Raw genomic sequence first — 15,231 nt, 5'->3', positions numbered from 1 at the left:
AAACGGTCGGCGTCATGCATCAGGCGGGAGCACCTGCAGCACCCGCGCGATGAACATGTGGAACTCGTCCATGTAATTGCGCAGGAATGTTTCGGTTGACGCCACAGTCACCTCGCCGTCGTCGGTGATCAATCCCGGGGTAAACTGGATATAGGCTTCGGGAGAGTTCATCTGGGGTGCGTTGCAGAAGCTGAGCACGCTGCGCAGGCTCTGCTGGGCGACGGCTGTCGCGATCGCACCGGGCGACGTTCCGATGACGGCTGTCGGTTTGCGGGCGAAAGAGTTCTTGCCGTAGGGCCGGCTCGCCCAGTCGATCGCGTTCTTCAGGCCGCCGGGGATCGAGCGGTTGTATTCCGGCGTGACGAAAAGCACTGCCTGGACGGACGCGATGGCCTTCTTGAACTCCAGGGCGACCGGCGGAAAGTCGGCATCATAGTCGTAGCTGTAGAGCGGCAGGTCCTTGAAGGGGATTTCCGTCATCTCAAGTTCGGGCGGCGCCAGTTTCACGAGGGCTTTCGCAAGCTTGCGGTTGATGGAGCCCCTGGCAAGGCTGCCGATGAGGTAGCCGACTTTATGCTTGGCCATGACACACTCCCTGTTTTTGGCCGCCGACCCGCCTTTCCCTAGTATTCCCCAGAACAGGGCAGGCGGCCAGCCGACGTTAGGTCGGCATAGCCATGTCGGGGTGCGCCCGTGGCCTTCGTCTGGGCCGAACAAAATTATTGCGTGTATCCCCCTAGTTATGAAACCGTATGCCCCGACCGGCCGTTGAAGCTGTGCTCATATGCGACCACCGATTGAACGGCTTATAGCAAGGGATTTTCACAATGTTTTCAGGTAGAAAGCTCGCTTTCGCGGCGATGGCGCTTGGTATCGCGACGGCATCGGCGAATGCCCAGGTGGTGGTGTCTTCCAAGATCGACACCGAAGGCGGCGTGCTAGGCAACATCATCCAGCTCGTGCTCAACGCCAACAACATCAAGACCACCGACCGTATCCAGCTCGGCGCGACGCCCGTGGTGCGTAAGGCGATCACCGCCGGCGAGATCGACATCTATCCAGAATATACGGGCAATGCCGCCTTCTTCTTCCAGAAGGCCGACGATCCGGTCTGGAAGGACGCCGCCAAGGGCTACGAGACCGCCAAGAAGCTCGACTACGATGCCAACAAGATCGTCTGGCTGTCGCCGTCGCCGGCCAACAACACCTGGGCGATCGCGCTGCGCAAGGAAGTGGCTGACGAGAACAAGCTCGCCACCTTGTCGGACTTCGGCAAGTATGTCGCCAGCGGCGGCAAGGTGGTGCTCGCGGCTTCCGCCGAATTCGTCAATTCTGCGGCGGCGCTCCCCGCCTTCCAGACGACCTATGGCTTTACGCTGAAGCCAGACCAGTTGATCACCCTCTCCGGCGGCGACACCGCGGCGACCATCGCTGCCGCCGCCAACCAGACCAACGGCGCCAACGCCGCCATGGTCTATGGCACCGACGGCGGCATCCAGCCCTCCGGCCTCGTCGTGCTCGAGGACGACAAGGGTGTGCAGCCGGTCTACCAGCCGGCGCCGATCATCCGCGAAGAGGTCCTGAAGCAGCATCCCGAAATCGAGGCGCTGCTGAAGCCGGTCTTCGCCAAGCTCGATCTCGTCACCCTGCAGGAGCTCAATGGCCGCGTCCAACTGGGTGGCGAGCCTGCAAAGGGCGTGGCGGAGGATTTTCTGAAGAAGAACGGGTTCTTGAAGTGAGGTGAGCTCGGCGCGCCGTGCTGCGGCGCGCCGCCGATTGAGGGGCGATCGTGACCATCCGCTTCGACAAGCTCGGCGTCGTCATTGCCGCGATCGTCGTCTACGCTGCGTTGGCGGCCCCCTTTGCGACGTTCCGCGCCAACCGCATCGTGCCAGGCCAGGCGCGTTCGATCCTCGAAGCGCTGCCGCCCGCGCTTGGCATGGTGCTGCTGGCTATGGTGATCGTCGCCGCCATCGTCGCCTTGCTTAAGACGCCGCTCATCCTCAGGCTGGCGGTCAGCGTCGTCGCGCTGGTCGCGCTATCGGTCCTGATCGGCACCGCCGGCGGTTTCCTGACGCCTGCCGGAAACACCTTTGCCCGCGTCGCGCCCGCCTCCGGTTTCTGGCTGCTGATCTTTGCCTTCACCCTGCTATTGGCCGATGTGCTGACCAGGCTGAACCTGTCGCCCTGGTCGCGCGTCGGCGTGCTCGTCCTTGCCGCGCTCGCCATTGCCGTGCTGCTCGTCTCGGGAAGCTGGGACAGCCTCTCCATCCTCAAGGAATACGCCAGCCGCGCAGACAGCTTCTGGGCCGAGGCTTCCAAGCACGTTAGCCTGGCGCTTGGCTCGCTGGCTGGCGCGGTGATCGTCGGCATACCGCTCGGCATCCTTTGCCATCGCGTCGAGAAGCTGCGGGCGGGCGTGCTGAACGTGCTCAACATCATCCAGACCATTCCCTCCATAGCGCTATTCGGGCTGCTGATCGCGCCGCTCGGCTGGGTCGCCGTCCACGTGCCGGGGGCCGCCGCGATCGGCATCAGGGGCATCGGCACCGCGCCCGCCTTTGTCGCGCTCTTCCTCTATTCGCTGTTGCCGGTGGTGGCCAACACGGTGGTCGGGCTGGCTGGTGTGCCCCGAGCGGCCAACGACGCCGCACGTGGGATGGGTATGACCGATCGCCAGCGCCTGCTCGATGTCGAGTTCCCGCTCGCCTTTCCGGTGATCCTGACCGGCATCCGCATCGTGCTGGTGCAGAATATCGGCCTTGCCACCATAGCCGCGCTGATCGGCGGCGGTGGCTTCGGCGTGTTTGTCTTCCAGGGCGTCGGCCAGACGGCGATGGATCTGGTGCTGCTCGGCGCGCTGCCCACCGTGGCGTTGGCCTTTGCGGCTGCCATCATCCTCGACGCGGTCATCGAGATGACCGCCACCAAGCGCAGGGTAGTTGAAAAGGCATGATCGAGATCGAGGGCATCACCAAGCGCTATGACGAGACGACTGTGGTCGACAACGTTTCGATGGTCATCGAGCCGCGAACCATCGCCACCATTGTCGGCACATCCGGATCCGGCAAGACGACGCTGCTCAGGATGATCAACCGGTTGGTCGAGCCGACCTCCGGCGTCATCAAGCTCGACGGCGCCGACAACCGCTCGGTGCCCGGCTATCAGCTGCGCCGCAGCATCGGCTACGCCATCCAGGGCCACGGCCTGTTTCCACACCGCACGGTGGCGCAGAACATCGCCACCGTGCCGCTGCTGCTCGGCTGGGACAGGGATCGCATCAAGGCGCGTGTCGACGAGCTGATGACGCTCTACCAGCTCGATCCACAGGCCTATGGCCCGCGTTACCCGCACGAGCTTTCCGGCGGTCAGCAACAGCGTGTCGGCGTGGCCCGCGCTCTGGCCGCCGAGCCCAACGTGCTTTTGATGGATGAGCCCTTCGGCGCTGTGGATCCGATCATCCGCACGAAGGCGCAGGAGGATCTACTGGCGATCCAGAAGCGTTTTGGCACCACCATCATTCTCGTCACCCACGACATGGAAGAGGCTGTGCATCTGGGCGACAAGATCGCCGTCATGGATGCCGGCAAGCTGGTGCAATACGCAACACCGGCGGAGATTCTGGCCAGGCCTGCAAGCGATTTTGTCGAGACATTGGTCGGCACCAACGAAAGGCCGTTCCGGCTGCTGTCGCTCGGGCCTGTGAGCGATGCCATAGAGCCGGGCGGCGCGGAAGGCGATGCGATCCCCGGCGAGGCCACGCAGCGCGACGCGCTGGCCGAGCTGTTGTGGTCGGGCCGTCCTGCGCTGCCGGTGAAGGGCACCGACGGCAAACTCATTGGCCGCGTCACCATCGAAGGCCTGGTGAAGCGCGCGGCGAGGCCGCAATGAAAGCCTGGCTGCCCGCGCTGCTGAGGCTGGCTGTCCTGGCGCTGCTGGTGATCTTCATCACCAGCCCGGGCTGGTTCGAGCCGCTGTTGAAACCTTTGACGGAGAATGGCGCGCCGGCGATCTACAACCAGGGCAGCCTGCTGACGCTGACCCTGCAGCACCTGCGGACCGTCCTTGTCGCGACGGTCGCGGCAACGATTGTCGCGGTGGCTTTAGCCATCCTGGTCACGAGGCCGGCAGGCGCCGAGTTCCTGCCCTTGTCGCGCAGCCTGGTTAATATCGGCCAGACCTTTCCGCCGGTTGCCGTGTTGGCGCTTGCGGTTCCGGCCGTCGGCTTCGGCGAGAAGCCGACGCTGATCGCGCTCTTCCTCTATGGGCTGTTGCCGATCTTCGAGAATGCGCTGACGGCGCTGACAACGCTGCCCGGCAACGTGATGGAAGCGGCGCGCGGCGCCGGCATGACCGGCTGGCAGAGGCTGATGAAGGTCGAGCTGCCGCTGAGCGCCCCGGTGATCCTGGGCGGCATCCGGCTTTCGGTGGTCATCAGCCTCGCCACCGCGACGATCGGCTCGACGGTTGCCGCAAAGACCCTGGGCGAGGTGATCATCGCCGGCCTGATCTCGAACAACCTTGCCTTCGTGCTGCAGGGCGGCCTGATCGTGGCAGCGCTTGCGGTGCTGATCTATGATGGCCTGTCGGCGATCGAACGCTACGCCGCGCGGCGCATGGGGCAGGGGGCGGAGTAGCGCGATACGGGGGCAGGCGGGCAGGGTTGCCCTGTGATGCCCTGCGTCATTTTAATCGATCTAATTCCAGGCTCGCACTGGCACAACGATTCCCGCCTTCTTCTTTTGGGCGAAAGCCGGGCAAAAACCGAACAATATCTTGACGTTCCAAGCCTTGTTTCGCATACCCCAACCAAGGGGTGGATTCCGCGCGCGGCATCCATCTCCGTTCCAACGGCCCAGGGAGGGGTTCTTTTGGGCCATCAATCGAGGAAAATCCGGCAATGACCATTATTACCGCCGTCATCGCCTGCGGCTTGCTGTCAGTTCTGTACGCCATCTGGGCGACACGTTCGGTCCTTGCGTCCGATCAGGGCAATCAGCGCATGCAGGAAATATCCGCCGCCATACGCGAAGGCGCCCAGGCCTATCTGGCGCGCCAATACACCACCATCGCCGTGGTCGGCATCGTCGTGCTCCTGCTTGCCTGGTGGTTGCTCTCGATTACCTCCGCGATCGGCTTCCTGATCGGCGCCGTGCTTTCGGGCGCCGCCGGCTTCATCGGCATGCATGTCTCGGTGCGCGCCAACGTGCGGACCGCGCAGGCCGCCTCCAACAGCCTCGCCGCGGGCCTTGATATCGCCTTCAAATCCGGCGCCATCACCGGCCTGCTGGTCGCGGGGCTGGCGCTTCTCGGCGTCTCGATCTACTACGCCATCCTGACTGGCCCGATGGGCCTGCAGCCGAATGACCGCGTCGTCATCGACTCCCTGGTCTCGCTCGGCTTCGGCGCTTCGCTGATCTCGATCTTCGCCCGTCTCGGCGGCGGCATCTTCACCAAGGGTGCGGATGTCGGCGGCGACCTCGTCGGCAAGGTCGAGGCCGGCATTCCCGAAGACGATCCACGCAACCCGGCCACCATCGCCGACAATGTCGGCGACAATGTCGGCGACTGCGCCGGCATGGCCGCGGACCTTTTCGAGACCTATGCGGTGACGGTTGTCGCCACCATGGTCCTGGCCGCCATCTTCTTCGGCGGAACGGCCGCGCTGGGCGCGGCCATGCTCTATCCGCTCGCCATCTGCGGCGCCTGCATCCTGACCTCGATCGTCGGCACCTTCTTCGTCAAGCTCGGCTCCAACGGCTCGATCATGGGCGCGCTCTACAAGGGCCTGATCGTCACCGGCCTGCTGTCGATCGTCGGTCTTGCCGCCGCGACCTCCGCCACGGTGGGCTGGGGCGAGGTCGGTACCGTCGCCGGCATCGCCATCACCGGCAAGAACCTGTTCATCTGCGGTCTCATCGGCCTTCTGGTGACGGGCCTCATCGTGGTGATCACCGAATACTACACCGGCACCAACAAGCGCCCGGTGAACTCGATCGCCCAGGCGTCGGTGACCGGCCACGGCACCAATGTCATCCAGGGCCTCGCGGTGTCGCTGGAATCGACCGCGCTGCCGGCAATCGTCATCGTCGGCGGCATCATCGCGACCTACCAGCTCGGCGGCCTGTTCGGCACGGCGATCGCGGTCACCACCATGCTTGGCCTGGCCGGCATGATCGTGGCGCTCGACGCCTTCGGCCCGGTCACCGACAATGCCGGCGGCATTGCCGAAATGGCCGGCCTGCCGAAAGAAGTGCGCCACTCCACCGACGCGCTCGACGCCGTCGGCAACACCACCAAGGCTGTGACCAAGGGCTATGCCATCGGCTCGGCCGGTCTCGGTGCGCTGGTGCTGTTCGCGGCCTACTCGAACGACCTCCGGTTCTTTGCCGCCAATGGCGACAAATACCCCTACTTCCAGGGCATGGGCGACGTCTCCTTCGACCTCTCCAACCCCTACGTCGTCGCCGGCCTGATCTTCGGCGGCCTGATCCCCTATCTGTTCGGCGGCATCGCCATGACCGCCGTCGGTCGCGCCGCCGGCTCGATCGTCGAGGAAGTGCGCAAGCAGTTCCGCGAGGACAAGGGCATCATGGCCGGCACCTCGAAGCCGAACTATGCGCGCGCCGTCGACATCCTGACCAGGGCGGCGATCCGGGAAATGATCATCCCGTCGCTGCTGCCGGTGCTGGCGCCGCTCGTCGTCTATTTCGGTGTGCTGCTGATCTCGGGCTCGAAGGCCTCGGCCTTCGCCGCGCTCGGCGCCTCGCTGCTCGGCGTGATCGTCAACGGCCTCTTCGTCGCTATCTCGATGACCTCCGGCGGCGGCGCCTGGGACAACGCCAAGAAGTCGTTCGAGGACGGCTTCACCGACAAGGACGGCGTCAAGCACCTGAAGGGCTCCGAGGCGCACAAGGCCTCGGTCACCGGCGACACCGTCGGCGACCCCTACAAGGACACCGCCGGCCCGGCCGTCAATCCGGCGATCAAGATCACCAACATCGTCGCGCTGCTTCTTCTCGCCGTGCTCGCGCACGGCTGATCGCGGCGGCTATTCCAGGATAAAGCCCGCGGGAGCGATCCCGCGGGCTTTGTTTTTTCGCATGACACCATGCCGCCTTCCCGGCGGGCGCTCAGTTGGCTTCAGGCCTTTCGCTGGCATGGCGATAGCGGGCCAGCAACGCGTCGATGTCCGGCTCTCGCTCGGGCATCGGCGGCAAGCCGCGTGTCTGGCGCAGCATGACAATGAAGGCGCCTCGGCGATGCTGGCGACGGAAGGAACGCGCACGCGGATGTATGCCAAGCATCGCCAGAAACCTGCGTTTAAGGTAACGGGAACGCTTAAGGGGAGCAGGTTCCTCGGCGTTGCCAAGAATCCTGGCGCGCAAAGCGTCCGGCGAGCTCATCGCGTCCATCAGTTCTTCCTGCTCCTGCGCCGTATCACGCGCATAGCTGCCTTCGCGCTTGCCCGAATGCAGCATGAGCACGGTCAGATGCGGCATTGTCGCGATCACCGCACCCTTGCGCCAGGCACGGAACAGCCAGTCTTGGGAACTCTCGCAAACGCACTGGCTGGCCGGGCGCCATGGCCCAAGCTTTGGTAGCGACGTGCGCCGGATCATTTGCGCGGAGCCAAATCCGACCGTGGTGACGGGGTCATAGAAGCCGTCCCGCCCCATCCCGAGGATCATATGCCTGGAACCCTTGCTCGCGGCCGACTCGATGACCGCGCCGCGGGCGATCACTACATCGGCAGCGGTGGCGTCGATCCAGCCGCTCATGGATGCCAGATGGTCGGGTAACCAGAGGTCGTCATGATTCAAGATCGCGACGAAGCGGCCGCGAGCCCTGGCGAAGCCGATGTTGTTCGGCCCTGATTGCTCGCCGAAATTCACCGGAAGATCGATGTAGGAAATGCGGCAGTCATCGAAGTCGGCGACAATTGCCGGTGTGTCCGGCCGGCACGCGTCGCCGACGACGATGGCTTCCCAGTCCTGCAGGGTCTGACCGATGAGGCTTTTCAGCGTCTGGCGCAGGACCGCGGGGCGGTTGTGCGTCGCGATGATGACCGAGACAAGCGGTTCGATTCGCCCTTTTGGTGCGCGCTGGCCGGCCTGTTCCACGCTATGCCAGCTTGTAGGGGATCTGTTCGGTATCGGGCGGTAGCCGCCAGTGATCGGGCGCGTCATAGGCATAAGCCTTGTCGACCAGATTGAGCACCAATGCAATGTCCGGTCCGAGCGCGACGACTCCGTGCCAGACGCCGGGCGGAATGACGACGATGGCAGGCCTGAGCGCGCCGACGATCTTGTGCCAGACCGCGCCGAATGTCGGCGAGGCCTTGCGACCGTCGAACAGTGAGATGCGAACGCTGCCCACCGAGCAAAAAAGCCGGTCGGTTGTGACGCCATGGGCATGCCATCCCGTCACCGCGCCGGGATAAAGCGTGCGTTGAAACACCTGTCCGACGGGAAGCCCGTCCAGATCCCATTCCTCGCGAAAGATCTCAGTGAGGTAGCCGGTCGAAGTCGCGACAGGCCGGATTTCCTTGAGCGCGACGCCGTCGATTGTCGGCGCATCGACGACAAGCCAGTCAGGTGTCACGGTCTGCCGGTCGGGCGTGCCTGTCGCCATCCAGCCTTGCGGCACAGTATGATCGCTGTTGCTCATGACCGGCTCCCAAACCCCGGCAAATTGATAGGGGGACGCCGGAACATAAGCAAGTATGCGTCTGGCCTCACATACACAAAACCCGCCGGCGAGGCGGCGGGTTTTGATTGCTCTGCAGGCCGTCGATGGACTTAAGGAGTGCCGCTGCCACCGCCGGGGATGCCGGGTGCCAGCTTGGCGGCGCCGTTGATGACCTGGCTGAGGAAGTTCTGGTCCTTGCCGCCGGTCGGTGTCGTCCTGGAGATGAAGTCGAAGATCTTGCCGTCCTTCAGGCCGTAATTGGCAATCTGGGTCACGCGGCCGTCAGCGCCGAAATAGACCGCCAACACATGCTGGTCGATGATGTGCGGGTTGTCGAAGGCGACGTAGCGCTTGCGCGTCTGCGAGATATAGTAGAAGGCCTCGTTGTCGAAGGTCGCCGTCGTCGAGGGCGTGCCCAGCGCCAGCAGCACCTGTTCACGGCTCGATCCGACCGGCACCGAATCGATTGCCTGCTGGTCGATGACGTAGCCTTTGGTCAGCGTCTCGCTTGGATGGAGATCGCCGAACATCTTGGACGAATTGCAGGCGGAAAGCGCTGATACGACCATCAGCAGTGAGGCCACGCCCACCGGGGCGGGCGCAAGAAACGACTTGAATTTCAGCGCACCCAACAACAATTCTCCATCACATCCCCGCAACTTGCGCTGGGCCGCAAAACCGGTAAACCAGCTTGCATGCCGATGCAACAAGGCCAAATCAAACAACAGGTCCCCGGGAGACCGCCCTCAATGTTCCAGCGCCTTTTTGGCCGCGAACGCAATGCCAACCGCGCTATCACCGACGCGCTCTACGCACAAATCGTGGCGGCGGCGCGGCAAACGCTGTTTTATTCGGACTGGAATGTGCCGGATACGCCGCTCGGCCGCTTCGAGATGCTGTCGCTGCATATCTATCTCGTCCAGCACCGTCTGCATGGCGAGCAAGGCGTGGCGGCCGAGGTCGCGCAAGTGCTGATCGACGAGTTCTTCCTCGACGTCGATCATTCGCTTCGCGAACTTGGAATCAGCGACGTCGGCGTGCCCAAGCGCATGAAGAAGCTGGCAAGGATGTTCTACGGCCGGACGGCCGCCTATGATGATGCCCTCCGGGAAAACGACCGGGCGGCGCTTGCGGCGGCGCTTGCCCGCAATGTCAGGCCGGACGCGGGCCCCTGGCCGCAGGCCTCGCTGCTGGCGGATTATGTCTGCGATGCCAGCAAGAAGCTCGCCGCGCAGCCGACCGAATCGATCGCCGCCGGCACGGTCGCGTTCCCGGCGCCGGGGCCGCATGAAGGAGGCCAGCATGAAAGACGCTGAATTGCGCAGCCCGGTATCCTTTGTCGCCAATGTCGCGCGGCTGCCGCAAAAGGGCCTGCCGGTCCTGGTCGAGGCCGACCAGCGCCAGCGCGAGGCACTTGCCGCCGAATATGAGCTGCTTTCGGTCGAAAGCTACCGCGCCGAGCTGCTTGTTGCTTCGTGGAAGCGCAACGGCGTCAAGGTTACCGGCCGCGTCGAGGCCGAGATCACGCAGGCCTGCATCGTCACCCTGGAGCCGGTAAGCGCGCATATAGACGAGCCGGTCGAGGCGCTGTTCCTGCCTGAGCAGTCGAAGCTTGGACGCGAGGGCTTCGAGGGCGGCGGCGAGATCATTCTCGACGCCGATGGACCGGACAGTCCGGAAACATTCTCCGGCGACACGATCGACGTCGGTGCGCTGGCCGAACAGTTCTTCGGCTTGGCGATCGACCCCTATCCACGCAAGCCGGGAGCCTCGCTCGACGTCGCCGGCGACGATCAGGCCGAGGAAAGCGAATTCCAGAAAAAGCTGCGTTCGCTGCTCGGAAAATCCTGAGAGTGGTCCGGATTTTGGAAAAGTTGGTTGTGCGCAGGCGCAAAACCGCTATTTTCGCCGAACCTTCGCGAGCCCCCTTACCTTGGCAGGCGTCCGCCGCTAGCCAGGCAAACCGTGAGAAAAACACCGAGTGATCAGGATTTCCATCGATGCCATGGGCGGCGATCACGGACCGAGCGTGGTCATCCCGGCGCTGATGACGGTCGTCATCCGCCGCCCTGACATCCGCTTCGTCATCTATGGCCGCGAGGACGTGGTGCGTCCCGAGCTCGCCAAGTTCCCGAAACTCGCCGAAGTAAGCGAGTTCGTCCATTGCGAGATCGCTGTGCGCATGGACGACAAGCCGAGCCAGGCTCTACGCCACGGCCGCTGGAAGTCGTCGATGTGGAAGGCCGTCGAGGCGGTGAAGAGCGGCGCCGCGCAGGCCTGTATCTCGGCCGGCAACACCGGCGCGCTGATGGCGATGTCGAAATTCTGCCTGCGCACCATGGCCACCATCGACCGCCCCGCGATCGCGGCGCTCTGGCCGACGACGCGTGGCGAAAGCGTCGTGCTCGATGTCGGCGCCACCATCGGCGCGGACGCGCATCAGCTGATCGATTTCGCCATTCTGGGCACCGGCATGGCGCGCTCGGTGTTCGGCATCGAGCGCCCGAGCGTCGGCTTGCTCAATGTCGGTGTCGAGGAGATCAAGGGCCAGGAAGAGGTCAAGGAGGCCGGCCGCATGCTGCGCGAGGCCAACATGGCCTCGATGAACTACCGCGGCTTCGTCGAAGGCGACGACATCGGCAAGGGCACGGTCGACGTGGTGGTCACCGAGGGCTTTGCCGGCAACATCGCGCTCAAGACCGCCGAGGGCACGGCAAGGCAGATCGCCGGCTACCTTCGCGCCGCCATGAGCCGCACGCTCATGGCCAAGATCGGCTATGTCTTCGCCAAGGGCGCCTTCGACCGGCTGCGCGAGAAGATGGATGTCGGCCGCTCCAATGGCGGCGTCTTCCTGGGCTTGAACGGCATCGTGGTGAAGAGCCATGGCGGCGCCGATTCGGATGGCTTCGCCGCGGCGATCGAGCTCGGCTACGACATGGTGCGCAACAATCTGCTTGACCGGATCGAGGCCGACCTCGATCTGTTCCATGCGCGCAATCCCAATGCCCAGGCAAACAGGAAATCCGGCGTCTCCGCCGACGCCGAGGAATAGGAACGGACCTTGATCAGATCAGTCGTGCGCGGCAATGGTGCCGCGCTGCCCCGCCGCATTATGAAGAATGCCGACTTCGAAGGCATGGTCGAGACATCCGACGAGTGGATCGTCCAGCGCACCGGCATCCGCCAGCGCCATGTCGCGGCCGATGACGAGACGACGGCCTCTCTGGGCGAGGCGGCGGCGCGCGCCGCGCTCGACAGCGCGGGCATGACGCCAGCCGATATCGACCTCATCATCCTGGCGACTTCGACGCCCAACAACACATTCCCGGCGACCGCCGTTGAGATCCAGAACAAGCTCGGCATGCATCACGGCTTTGCCTTCGACATGCAGGCCGTCTGCTCTGGCTTCGTCTATGCCGTCGCCACCGCCGACCTTTATATCCGTGGCGGCTTGGCCAATCGTGTCCTGGTGATCGGCTCGGAGACATTCTCGCGCATCCTCGACTGGAACGATCGCTCGACCTGCGTGCTGTTCGGCGACGGCGCCGGGGCGCTCGTTCTCGAAGCCCAAGAGGGCGCCGGCGCGATCACCGACCGCGGCGTGCTGGCGGCGAGCCTGCGCTCCGATGGCGTGCATAAGGACAAGCTCTTCGTCGATGGCGGGCCTTCGACGACGGGAACCGTCGGTCATCTCAGGATGGAAGGCCGTGAGGTGTTCAAGCATGCCGTCGGCATGATCACCGATGTCATCGAGGCGACCTTCGGCGAGGCCGGCATAACGGCGCAGGACCTCGACTGGTTCGTGCCGCATCAGGCCAATAAACGGATTATTGACGCTTCCGCCAGGAAGCTCGGGATAGCCGAGGAGAAAGTTGTGGTCACCGTCGATTTACACGGTAACACCTCGGCTGCCTCGGTGCCGCTGGCTCTCTCGGTGGCCGTCGCCGACGGCCGCATCAAGAAGGGCGATCTGGTGCTTCTCGAGGCGATGGGTGGAGGCTTCACCTGGGGCGCGGTGTTGCTCCGCTGGTAAGTGCCGAACGCGCCGGTTCGGTCCTTGACCTTGCCGGATCAATTACTTAGGCTCTGCCTTTGGCTGTATCGATTTACATTTTCTGCGAGCAGATGGGACGGTCGCATGGGGGAAAGACACTGACGCGTGCCGACCTTGCTGAAGCCGTTTATCGGAAGGTTGGCCTGTCGCGGACTGAATCGGCGGAACTCGTCGAAGCCGTGCTGGATGAAATCTGCGAAGCCATCGTTCGGGGCGAGACGGTCAAGCTTTCGTCCTTTGCCACCTTCCACGTCCGCTCCAAGAATGAGCGCATCGGCCGCAATCCCAAGACCGGTGAGGAAGTGCCGATCCTGCCGCGCCGGGTGATGACGTTCAAATCGTCGAACGTGCTCAAGAACCGGATTCTGCGCTCGCACCAGAACAGCAAGGGCAAAGGCGGCAAGTAGTTTGCTGGCGAATGCGGTTGAAAACCCCCGGCCGTTTTGACGCTGGGCTTGAATATCGCTCCATAAATCGCTGAAATAAGGGGCGATTCGGCATCATGCGCCGGATCGTGGTCCAGTGTGGAGGATTGGCCCATGGACAAGAGCCCCGATGCTTTCCGCACCATCAGCGAAGTCGCGGAGGATCTCGACCTGCCGCAGCACGTGCTGCGTTTCTGGGAGACGCGCTTCACCCAGATCAAGCCCATGAAGCGCGGCGGCGGCCGTCGCTATTACCGGCCGCAGGACGTCGAGCTGATCAAGGGCATCCGGCACATGCTTTACGATCAGGGCTATACGATCAAAGGCGTACAGAAGCTGTTGCGCGAGAACGGCAACCATTTTCTGGTCGCCATCGGCAATGGCGACATGGCCGCGGTGGAGGCGATCGCCCAGCGCCGTCAAGCCGAGCAGGTGCCGCTGACGGCGGCCGCGCAGCCGCGCGGCGATGAGGATGCGCTCGTCGGCCAGCCGAAGGTGAAGCCCAGCCGCCGTTTCTTCGGTCTCGGCAAGAGTGACGACGAAGGTCCGGTGCAACCGGACGCCTCAAAGTTGTCGCGTGACAATCGCGCCTTGCTGCAGGAGGCGCTGTTCGACTTGCTGGAATGCAAACGCCTGCTCGACCAGGTTCGTTGAAGGCATCATTCCACGTGATGCCGCGCGGTCGGACCGCCGGAACTGGCCCGTCGTCCGTGCGTTAGGCCTTCTCGAAGAGAAGGACAATCAGCATGGCATCGTTTTCGACCCTCTCCGACCTCGACATCGACAAGCAGGTCGCGGCGCTCTCGCGGCAATTGAACGACCTCAAGAAGGTTTTGGCCAGGCGCGGTGACGCCTATTATGAGGATGGCCGCGAGGCGGCGTCCGACTATTACTCGCAACTTGCCGACCGCCTTCACGAGGCGCTGCCGGCAATAAGGCGCAGGGCAGGGTGATCGAGCGGACGGCGCGCGACCATCCGGCCACGACCGCCGCCGTCGGACTTGTCGTGGTCGGACTGCTTGCCGGCCTTTTGATCAGTCGGCGCTGATCTTTTTTGGAACGGCCTTAGAAATGGCGGCCGCGTTTTGCGACCGCCATTTCCATGCCGTGGGTGGCGATCAGCGAACGGGCTTGAAAGCCAAGATGACGAGGAGGAGTCGAACCGGCCGGCCGCGGCCTGCGCGGCCTCACATGGGCGGCGCGATGCCGTGATTCCCGACCACCACCCGGTTCGCGAGGAGCTTGCCGTCGCTGCCGCGTTGGGCGTTGACGAACACCGCGACGCCCGGCGCGAGATCCGCCGGCGTGGCAGCGGCGAATGTCACGATCGGCGTCGTCTGGGGGATCGCGATCTGCTTTTTCTGGCCGTTGTCATAGGTGAGCGTGACCGTGCGGCCTTGGATTTCGGTGACGTCGGCGACGGTGCCGTTGGTCATCCGGCTGTTGGGCTGCAGATCCCAGTCGCGGTCGCCTTCTCCCGTGCCCTTCAGCGCCGCGGGAAAGATGACGACTTCCAGCGCCCCGCTGCCGCCATCGGCCTTGGAAATCGAGGCGATACCGAGAAAATCACCCTGCTTGATATCGGCGGCCGACCCCTTGGCGACACCCGAAATCTTCCAGCCGTCGGCAAGCTTGATCGCATCGGTTTTGCCGTCGCGGTCCTTCACCGTCAGTGTCGATCCGGCAACGCCGACGACAGTGCCTCGAACGCGAGTGGCGTCCGCCGCCCATGTTTCCGTCGCGCCGATGACGCCCGAGATTGCGCCGAGCACAATTGCGAATGATTTCAAATTCATGGCATTCGATCCTTCCGTGAAACGCCCTTCGCCCGGGTTTTGGCTGCCGGTGACGGCTAGCTAACGAATCGAGGCGTCGAAAATGCCGGCGAAACTGGTCGCCGAGCTTCAAAAGAACTTGATTGGGCGCCACGCGACCTTACATGTGGGAGGCCTGCGATACCGGCCGGAATGCCGCTTCACGATGGCGTGACGGCCTAAGCTCTTGGCAAATCATTTGTTAACGAGCATTCTCCCGCCAGTCTCAGGCAACGCCACATTTCAT

18 protein-coding genes are annotated in these 15,231 nt (G+C 63.8%); 13 read left to right on the top strand and 5 right to left on the bottom strand.

What is annotated here, in order from left to right; translation table 11 throughout:
* Positions 1–12 precede the first annotated feature (12 nt).
* Positions 13–585 carry an NADPH-dependent FMN reductase gene (locus EJ069_RS10035; protein WP_126061133.1) on the bottom strand — a complete coding sequence of 191 codons (573 nt, stop codon included), beginning with the start codon at positions 583–585 and terminating at the stop codon, positions 13–15.
* Positions 586–860: 275 nt separating this feature from the next.
* On the opposite strand from EJ069_RS10035, the gene EJ069_RS10030 reads away from it, so the two are divergent.
* The 5 genes from EJ069_RS10030 (at position 861) to EJ069_RS10010 (ending at position 7,042) form a co-directional block, all read left to right on the top strand.
* A complete protein-coding gene (locus tag EJ069_RS10030; protein WP_348639373.1) occupies positions 861–1,739 on the top strand; it encodes an ABC transporter substrate-binding protein in 879 nt (292 codons plus the stop codon).
* Positions 1,740–1,789: 50 nt separating this feature from the next.
* Positions 1,790–2,956, top strand: coding sequence for an ABC transporter permease (locus EJ069_RS10025; protein ID WP_126061131.1), 1,167 nt, complete (start codon positions 1,790–1,792; stop codon positions 2,954–2,956).
* Positions 2,953–3,891: an ABC transporter ATP-binding protein gene (locus tag EJ069_RS10020; RefSeq protein ID WP_126061130.1), complete on the top strand. Its 939-nt coding sequence runs from the start codon at positions 2,953–2,955 to the stop codon at positions 3,889–3,891. Before EJ069_RS10025 ends, EJ069_RS10020 begins: the two co-directional genes overlap by 4 nt.
* Complete coding sequence (locus tag EJ069_RS10015) at positions 3,888–4,637, top strand: ABC transporter permease (protein ID WP_126061129.1); 750 nt, start codon at positions 3,888–3,890, stop codon at positions 4,635–4,637. The genes EJ069_RS10020 and EJ069_RS10015 overlap by 4 nt, the downstream gene beginning before the upstream one ends.
* Positions 4,638–4,900: 263 nt before the next feature.
* Complete coding sequence (locus EJ069_RS10010) at positions 4,901–7,042, top strand: sodium-translocating pyrophosphatase (RefSeq protein ID WP_126061128.1); 2,142 nt, start codon at positions 4,901–4,903, stop codon at positions 7,040–7,042.
* 91 nt (positions 7,043–7,133) lie between these two features.
* Here EJ069_RS10010 and EJ069_RS10005 read toward each other — a convergent pair whose 3' ends face one another.
* From EJ069_RS10005 to EJ069_RS09995, 3 genes are all read right to left on the bottom strand, one after another.
* Positions 7,134–8,123: a glycosyltransferase family 2 protein gene (locus tag EJ069_RS10005; protein WP_245456492.1), complete on the bottom strand. Its 990-nt coding sequence runs from the start codon at positions 8,121–8,123 to the stop codon at positions 7,134–7,136.
* A gap of 1 nt (position 8,124) precedes the next feature.
* Positions 8,125–8,670 (bottom strand): dTDP-4-dehydrorhamnose 3,5-epimerase family protein, encoded by a 546-nt coding sequence (locus EJ069_RS10000; protein WP_245456491.1) that lies wholly within the window; start codon positions 8,668–8,670, stop codon positions 8,125–8,127.
* Positions 8,671–8,801: 131 nt separating this feature from the next.
* A complete protein-coding gene (locus tag EJ069_RS09995) occupies positions 8,802–9,323 on the bottom strand; it encodes an outer membrane protein assembly factor BamE (protein ID WP_042640142.1) in 522 nt (173 codons plus the stop codon).
* Positions 9,324–9,440: 117 nt separating this feature from the next.
* Here EJ069_RS09995 and EJ069_RS09990 point away from each other — a divergent pair, with 117 nt between their 5' ends.
* The 8 genes from EJ069_RS09990 (at position 9,441) to EJ069_RS33225 (ending at position 14,218) form a co-directional block, all read left to right on the top strand.
* The gene (locus EJ069_RS09990) at positions 9,441–10,007 is read left to right on the top strand and encodes a ubiquinol-cytochrome C chaperone family protein (RefSeq protein WP_126061126.1); all 567 of its coding nucleotides are present in this window, start codon (positions 9,441–9,443) and stop codon (positions 10,005–10,007) included.
* A complete protein-coding gene (locus EJ069_RS09985; protein WP_126061125.1) occupies positions 9,994–10,542 on the top strand; it encodes a DUF177 domain-containing protein in 549 nt (182 codons plus the stop codon). Before EJ069_RS09990 ends, EJ069_RS09985 begins: the two co-directional genes overlap by 14 nt.
* Positions 10,543–10,672: 130 nt before the next feature.
* A complete protein-coding gene (gene plsX / locus EJ069_RS09980) occupies positions 10,673–11,743 on the top strand; it encodes a phosphate acyltransferase PlsX (RefSeq protein WP_042640146.1) in 1,071 nt (356 codons plus the stop codon).
* Between the two features lie 9 nt (positions 11,744–11,752).
* Entirely contained in the window at positions 11,753–12,724 is a 972-nt protein-coding gene (locus EJ069_RS09975) for a beta-ketoacyl-ACP synthase III (RefSeq protein WP_126061124.1), read from the top strand.
* A gap of 92 nt (positions 12,725–12,816) precedes the next feature.
* Positions 12,817–13,152 carry an integration host factor subunit alpha gene (locus EJ069_RS09970; RefSeq protein ID WP_126064675.1) on the top strand — a complete coding sequence of 112 codons (336 nt, stop codon included), beginning with the start codon at positions 12,817–12,819 and terminating at the stop codon, positions 13,150–13,152.
* Positions 13,153–13,284: 132 nt separating this feature from the next.
* Positions 13,285–13,824, top strand: a complete 540-nt coding sequence (locus EJ069_RS09965; RefSeq protein ID WP_042640150.1) for a MerR family transcriptional regulator — start codon at positions 13,285–13,287, stop codon at positions 13,822–13,824.
* A gap of 92 nt (positions 13,825–13,916) precedes the next feature.
* Positions 13,917–14,123, top strand: a complete 207-nt coding sequence (locus EJ069_RS09960; protein ID WP_245456490.1) for a hypothetical protein — start codon at positions 13,917–13,919, stop codon at positions 14,121–14,123.
* The gene (locus EJ069_RS33225; RefSeq protein ID WP_245456489.1) at positions 14,120–14,218 is read left to right on the top strand and encodes a hypothetical protein; all 99 of its coding nucleotides are present in this window, start codon (positions 14,120–14,122) and stop codon (positions 14,216–14,218) included. Before EJ069_RS09960 ends, EJ069_RS33225 begins: the two co-directional genes overlap by 4 nt.
* A 139-nt stretch (positions 14,219–14,357) precedes the next feature.
* Here the strand turns inward: EJ069_RS33225 and EJ069_RS09955 are convergent, their stop codons facing one another.
* Positions 14,358–14,966 carry a hypothetical protein gene (locus EJ069_RS09955; protein ID WP_126061123.1) on the bottom strand — a complete coding sequence of 203 codons (609 nt, stop codon included), beginning with the start codon at positions 14,964–14,966 and terminating at the stop codon, positions 14,358–14,360.
* Between the last annotated feature and the right edge of the window lie 265 nt (positions 14,967–15,231).

The sequence above is a fragment of the Mesorhizobium sp. M2A.F.Ca.ET.043.05.1.1 genome, assembly GCF_003952445.1.
Lineage (GTDB): Bacteria > Pseudomonadota > Alphaproteobacteria > Rhizobiales > Rhizobiaceae > Mesorhizobium.
The sequence above is the reverse complement of the archived record's forward strand: the minus strand, read 5'-3'. Positions and strand labels throughout refer to the sequence as shown.

Excerpts from the sequence above, each read along its gene's own strand:
- EJ069_RS10030 (WP_348639373.1), top strand. The coding sequence starts at position 861 with ATGGCGCTTGGTATCGCGACGGCATCGGCGAATGCCCAGGTGGTGGTG.
- EJ069_RS10000 (WP_245456491.1), bottom strand. The coding sequence starts at position 8,670 with ATGAGCAACAGCGATCATACTGTGCCGCAAGGCTGGATGGCGACAGGC.
- EJ069_RS10010 (WP_126061128.1), top strand. The coding sequence starts at position 4,901 with ATGACCATTATTACCGCCGTCATCGCCTGCGGCTTGCTGTCAGTTCTG.
- EJ069_RS09970 (WP_126064675.1), top strand. The coding sequence starts at position 12,817 with ATGGGACGGTCGCATGGGGGAAAGACACTGACGCGTGCCGACCTTGCT.
- EJ069_RS09955 (WP_126061123.1), bottom strand. The coding sequence starts at position 14,966 with ATGAATTTGAAATCATTCGCAATTGTGCTCGGCGCAATCTCGGGCGTC.
- EJ069_RS09960 (WP_245456490.1), top strand. The coding sequence starts at position 13,917 with ATGGCATCGTTTTCGACCCTCTCCGACCTCGACATCGACAAGCAGGTC.
- EJ069_RS10035 (WP_126061133.1), bottom strand. The coding sequence starts at position 585 with ATGGCCAAGCATAAAGTCGGCTACCTCATCGGCAGCCTTGCCAGGGGC.
- EJ069_RS09965 (WP_042640150.1), top strand. The coding sequence starts at position 13,285 with ATGGACAAGAGCCCCGATGCTTTCCGCACCATCAGCGAAGTCGCGGAG.
- EJ069_RS09990 (WP_126061126.1), top strand. The coding sequence starts at position 9,441 with ATGTTCCAGCGCCTTTTTGGCCGCGAACGCAATGCCAACCGCGCTATC.
- EJ069_RS09985 (WP_126061125.1), top strand. The coding sequence starts at position 9,994 with ATGAAAGACGCTGAATTGCGCAGCCCGGTATCCTTTGTCGCCAATGTC.
- EJ069_RS10015 (WP_126061129.1), top strand. The coding sequence starts at position 3,888 with ATGAAAGCCTGGCTGCCCGCGCTGCTGAGGCTGGCTGTCCTGGCGCTG.
- EJ069_RS10020 (WP_126061130.1), top strand. The coding sequence starts at position 2,953 with ATGATCGAGATCGAGGGCATCACCAAGCGCTATGACGAGACGACTGTG.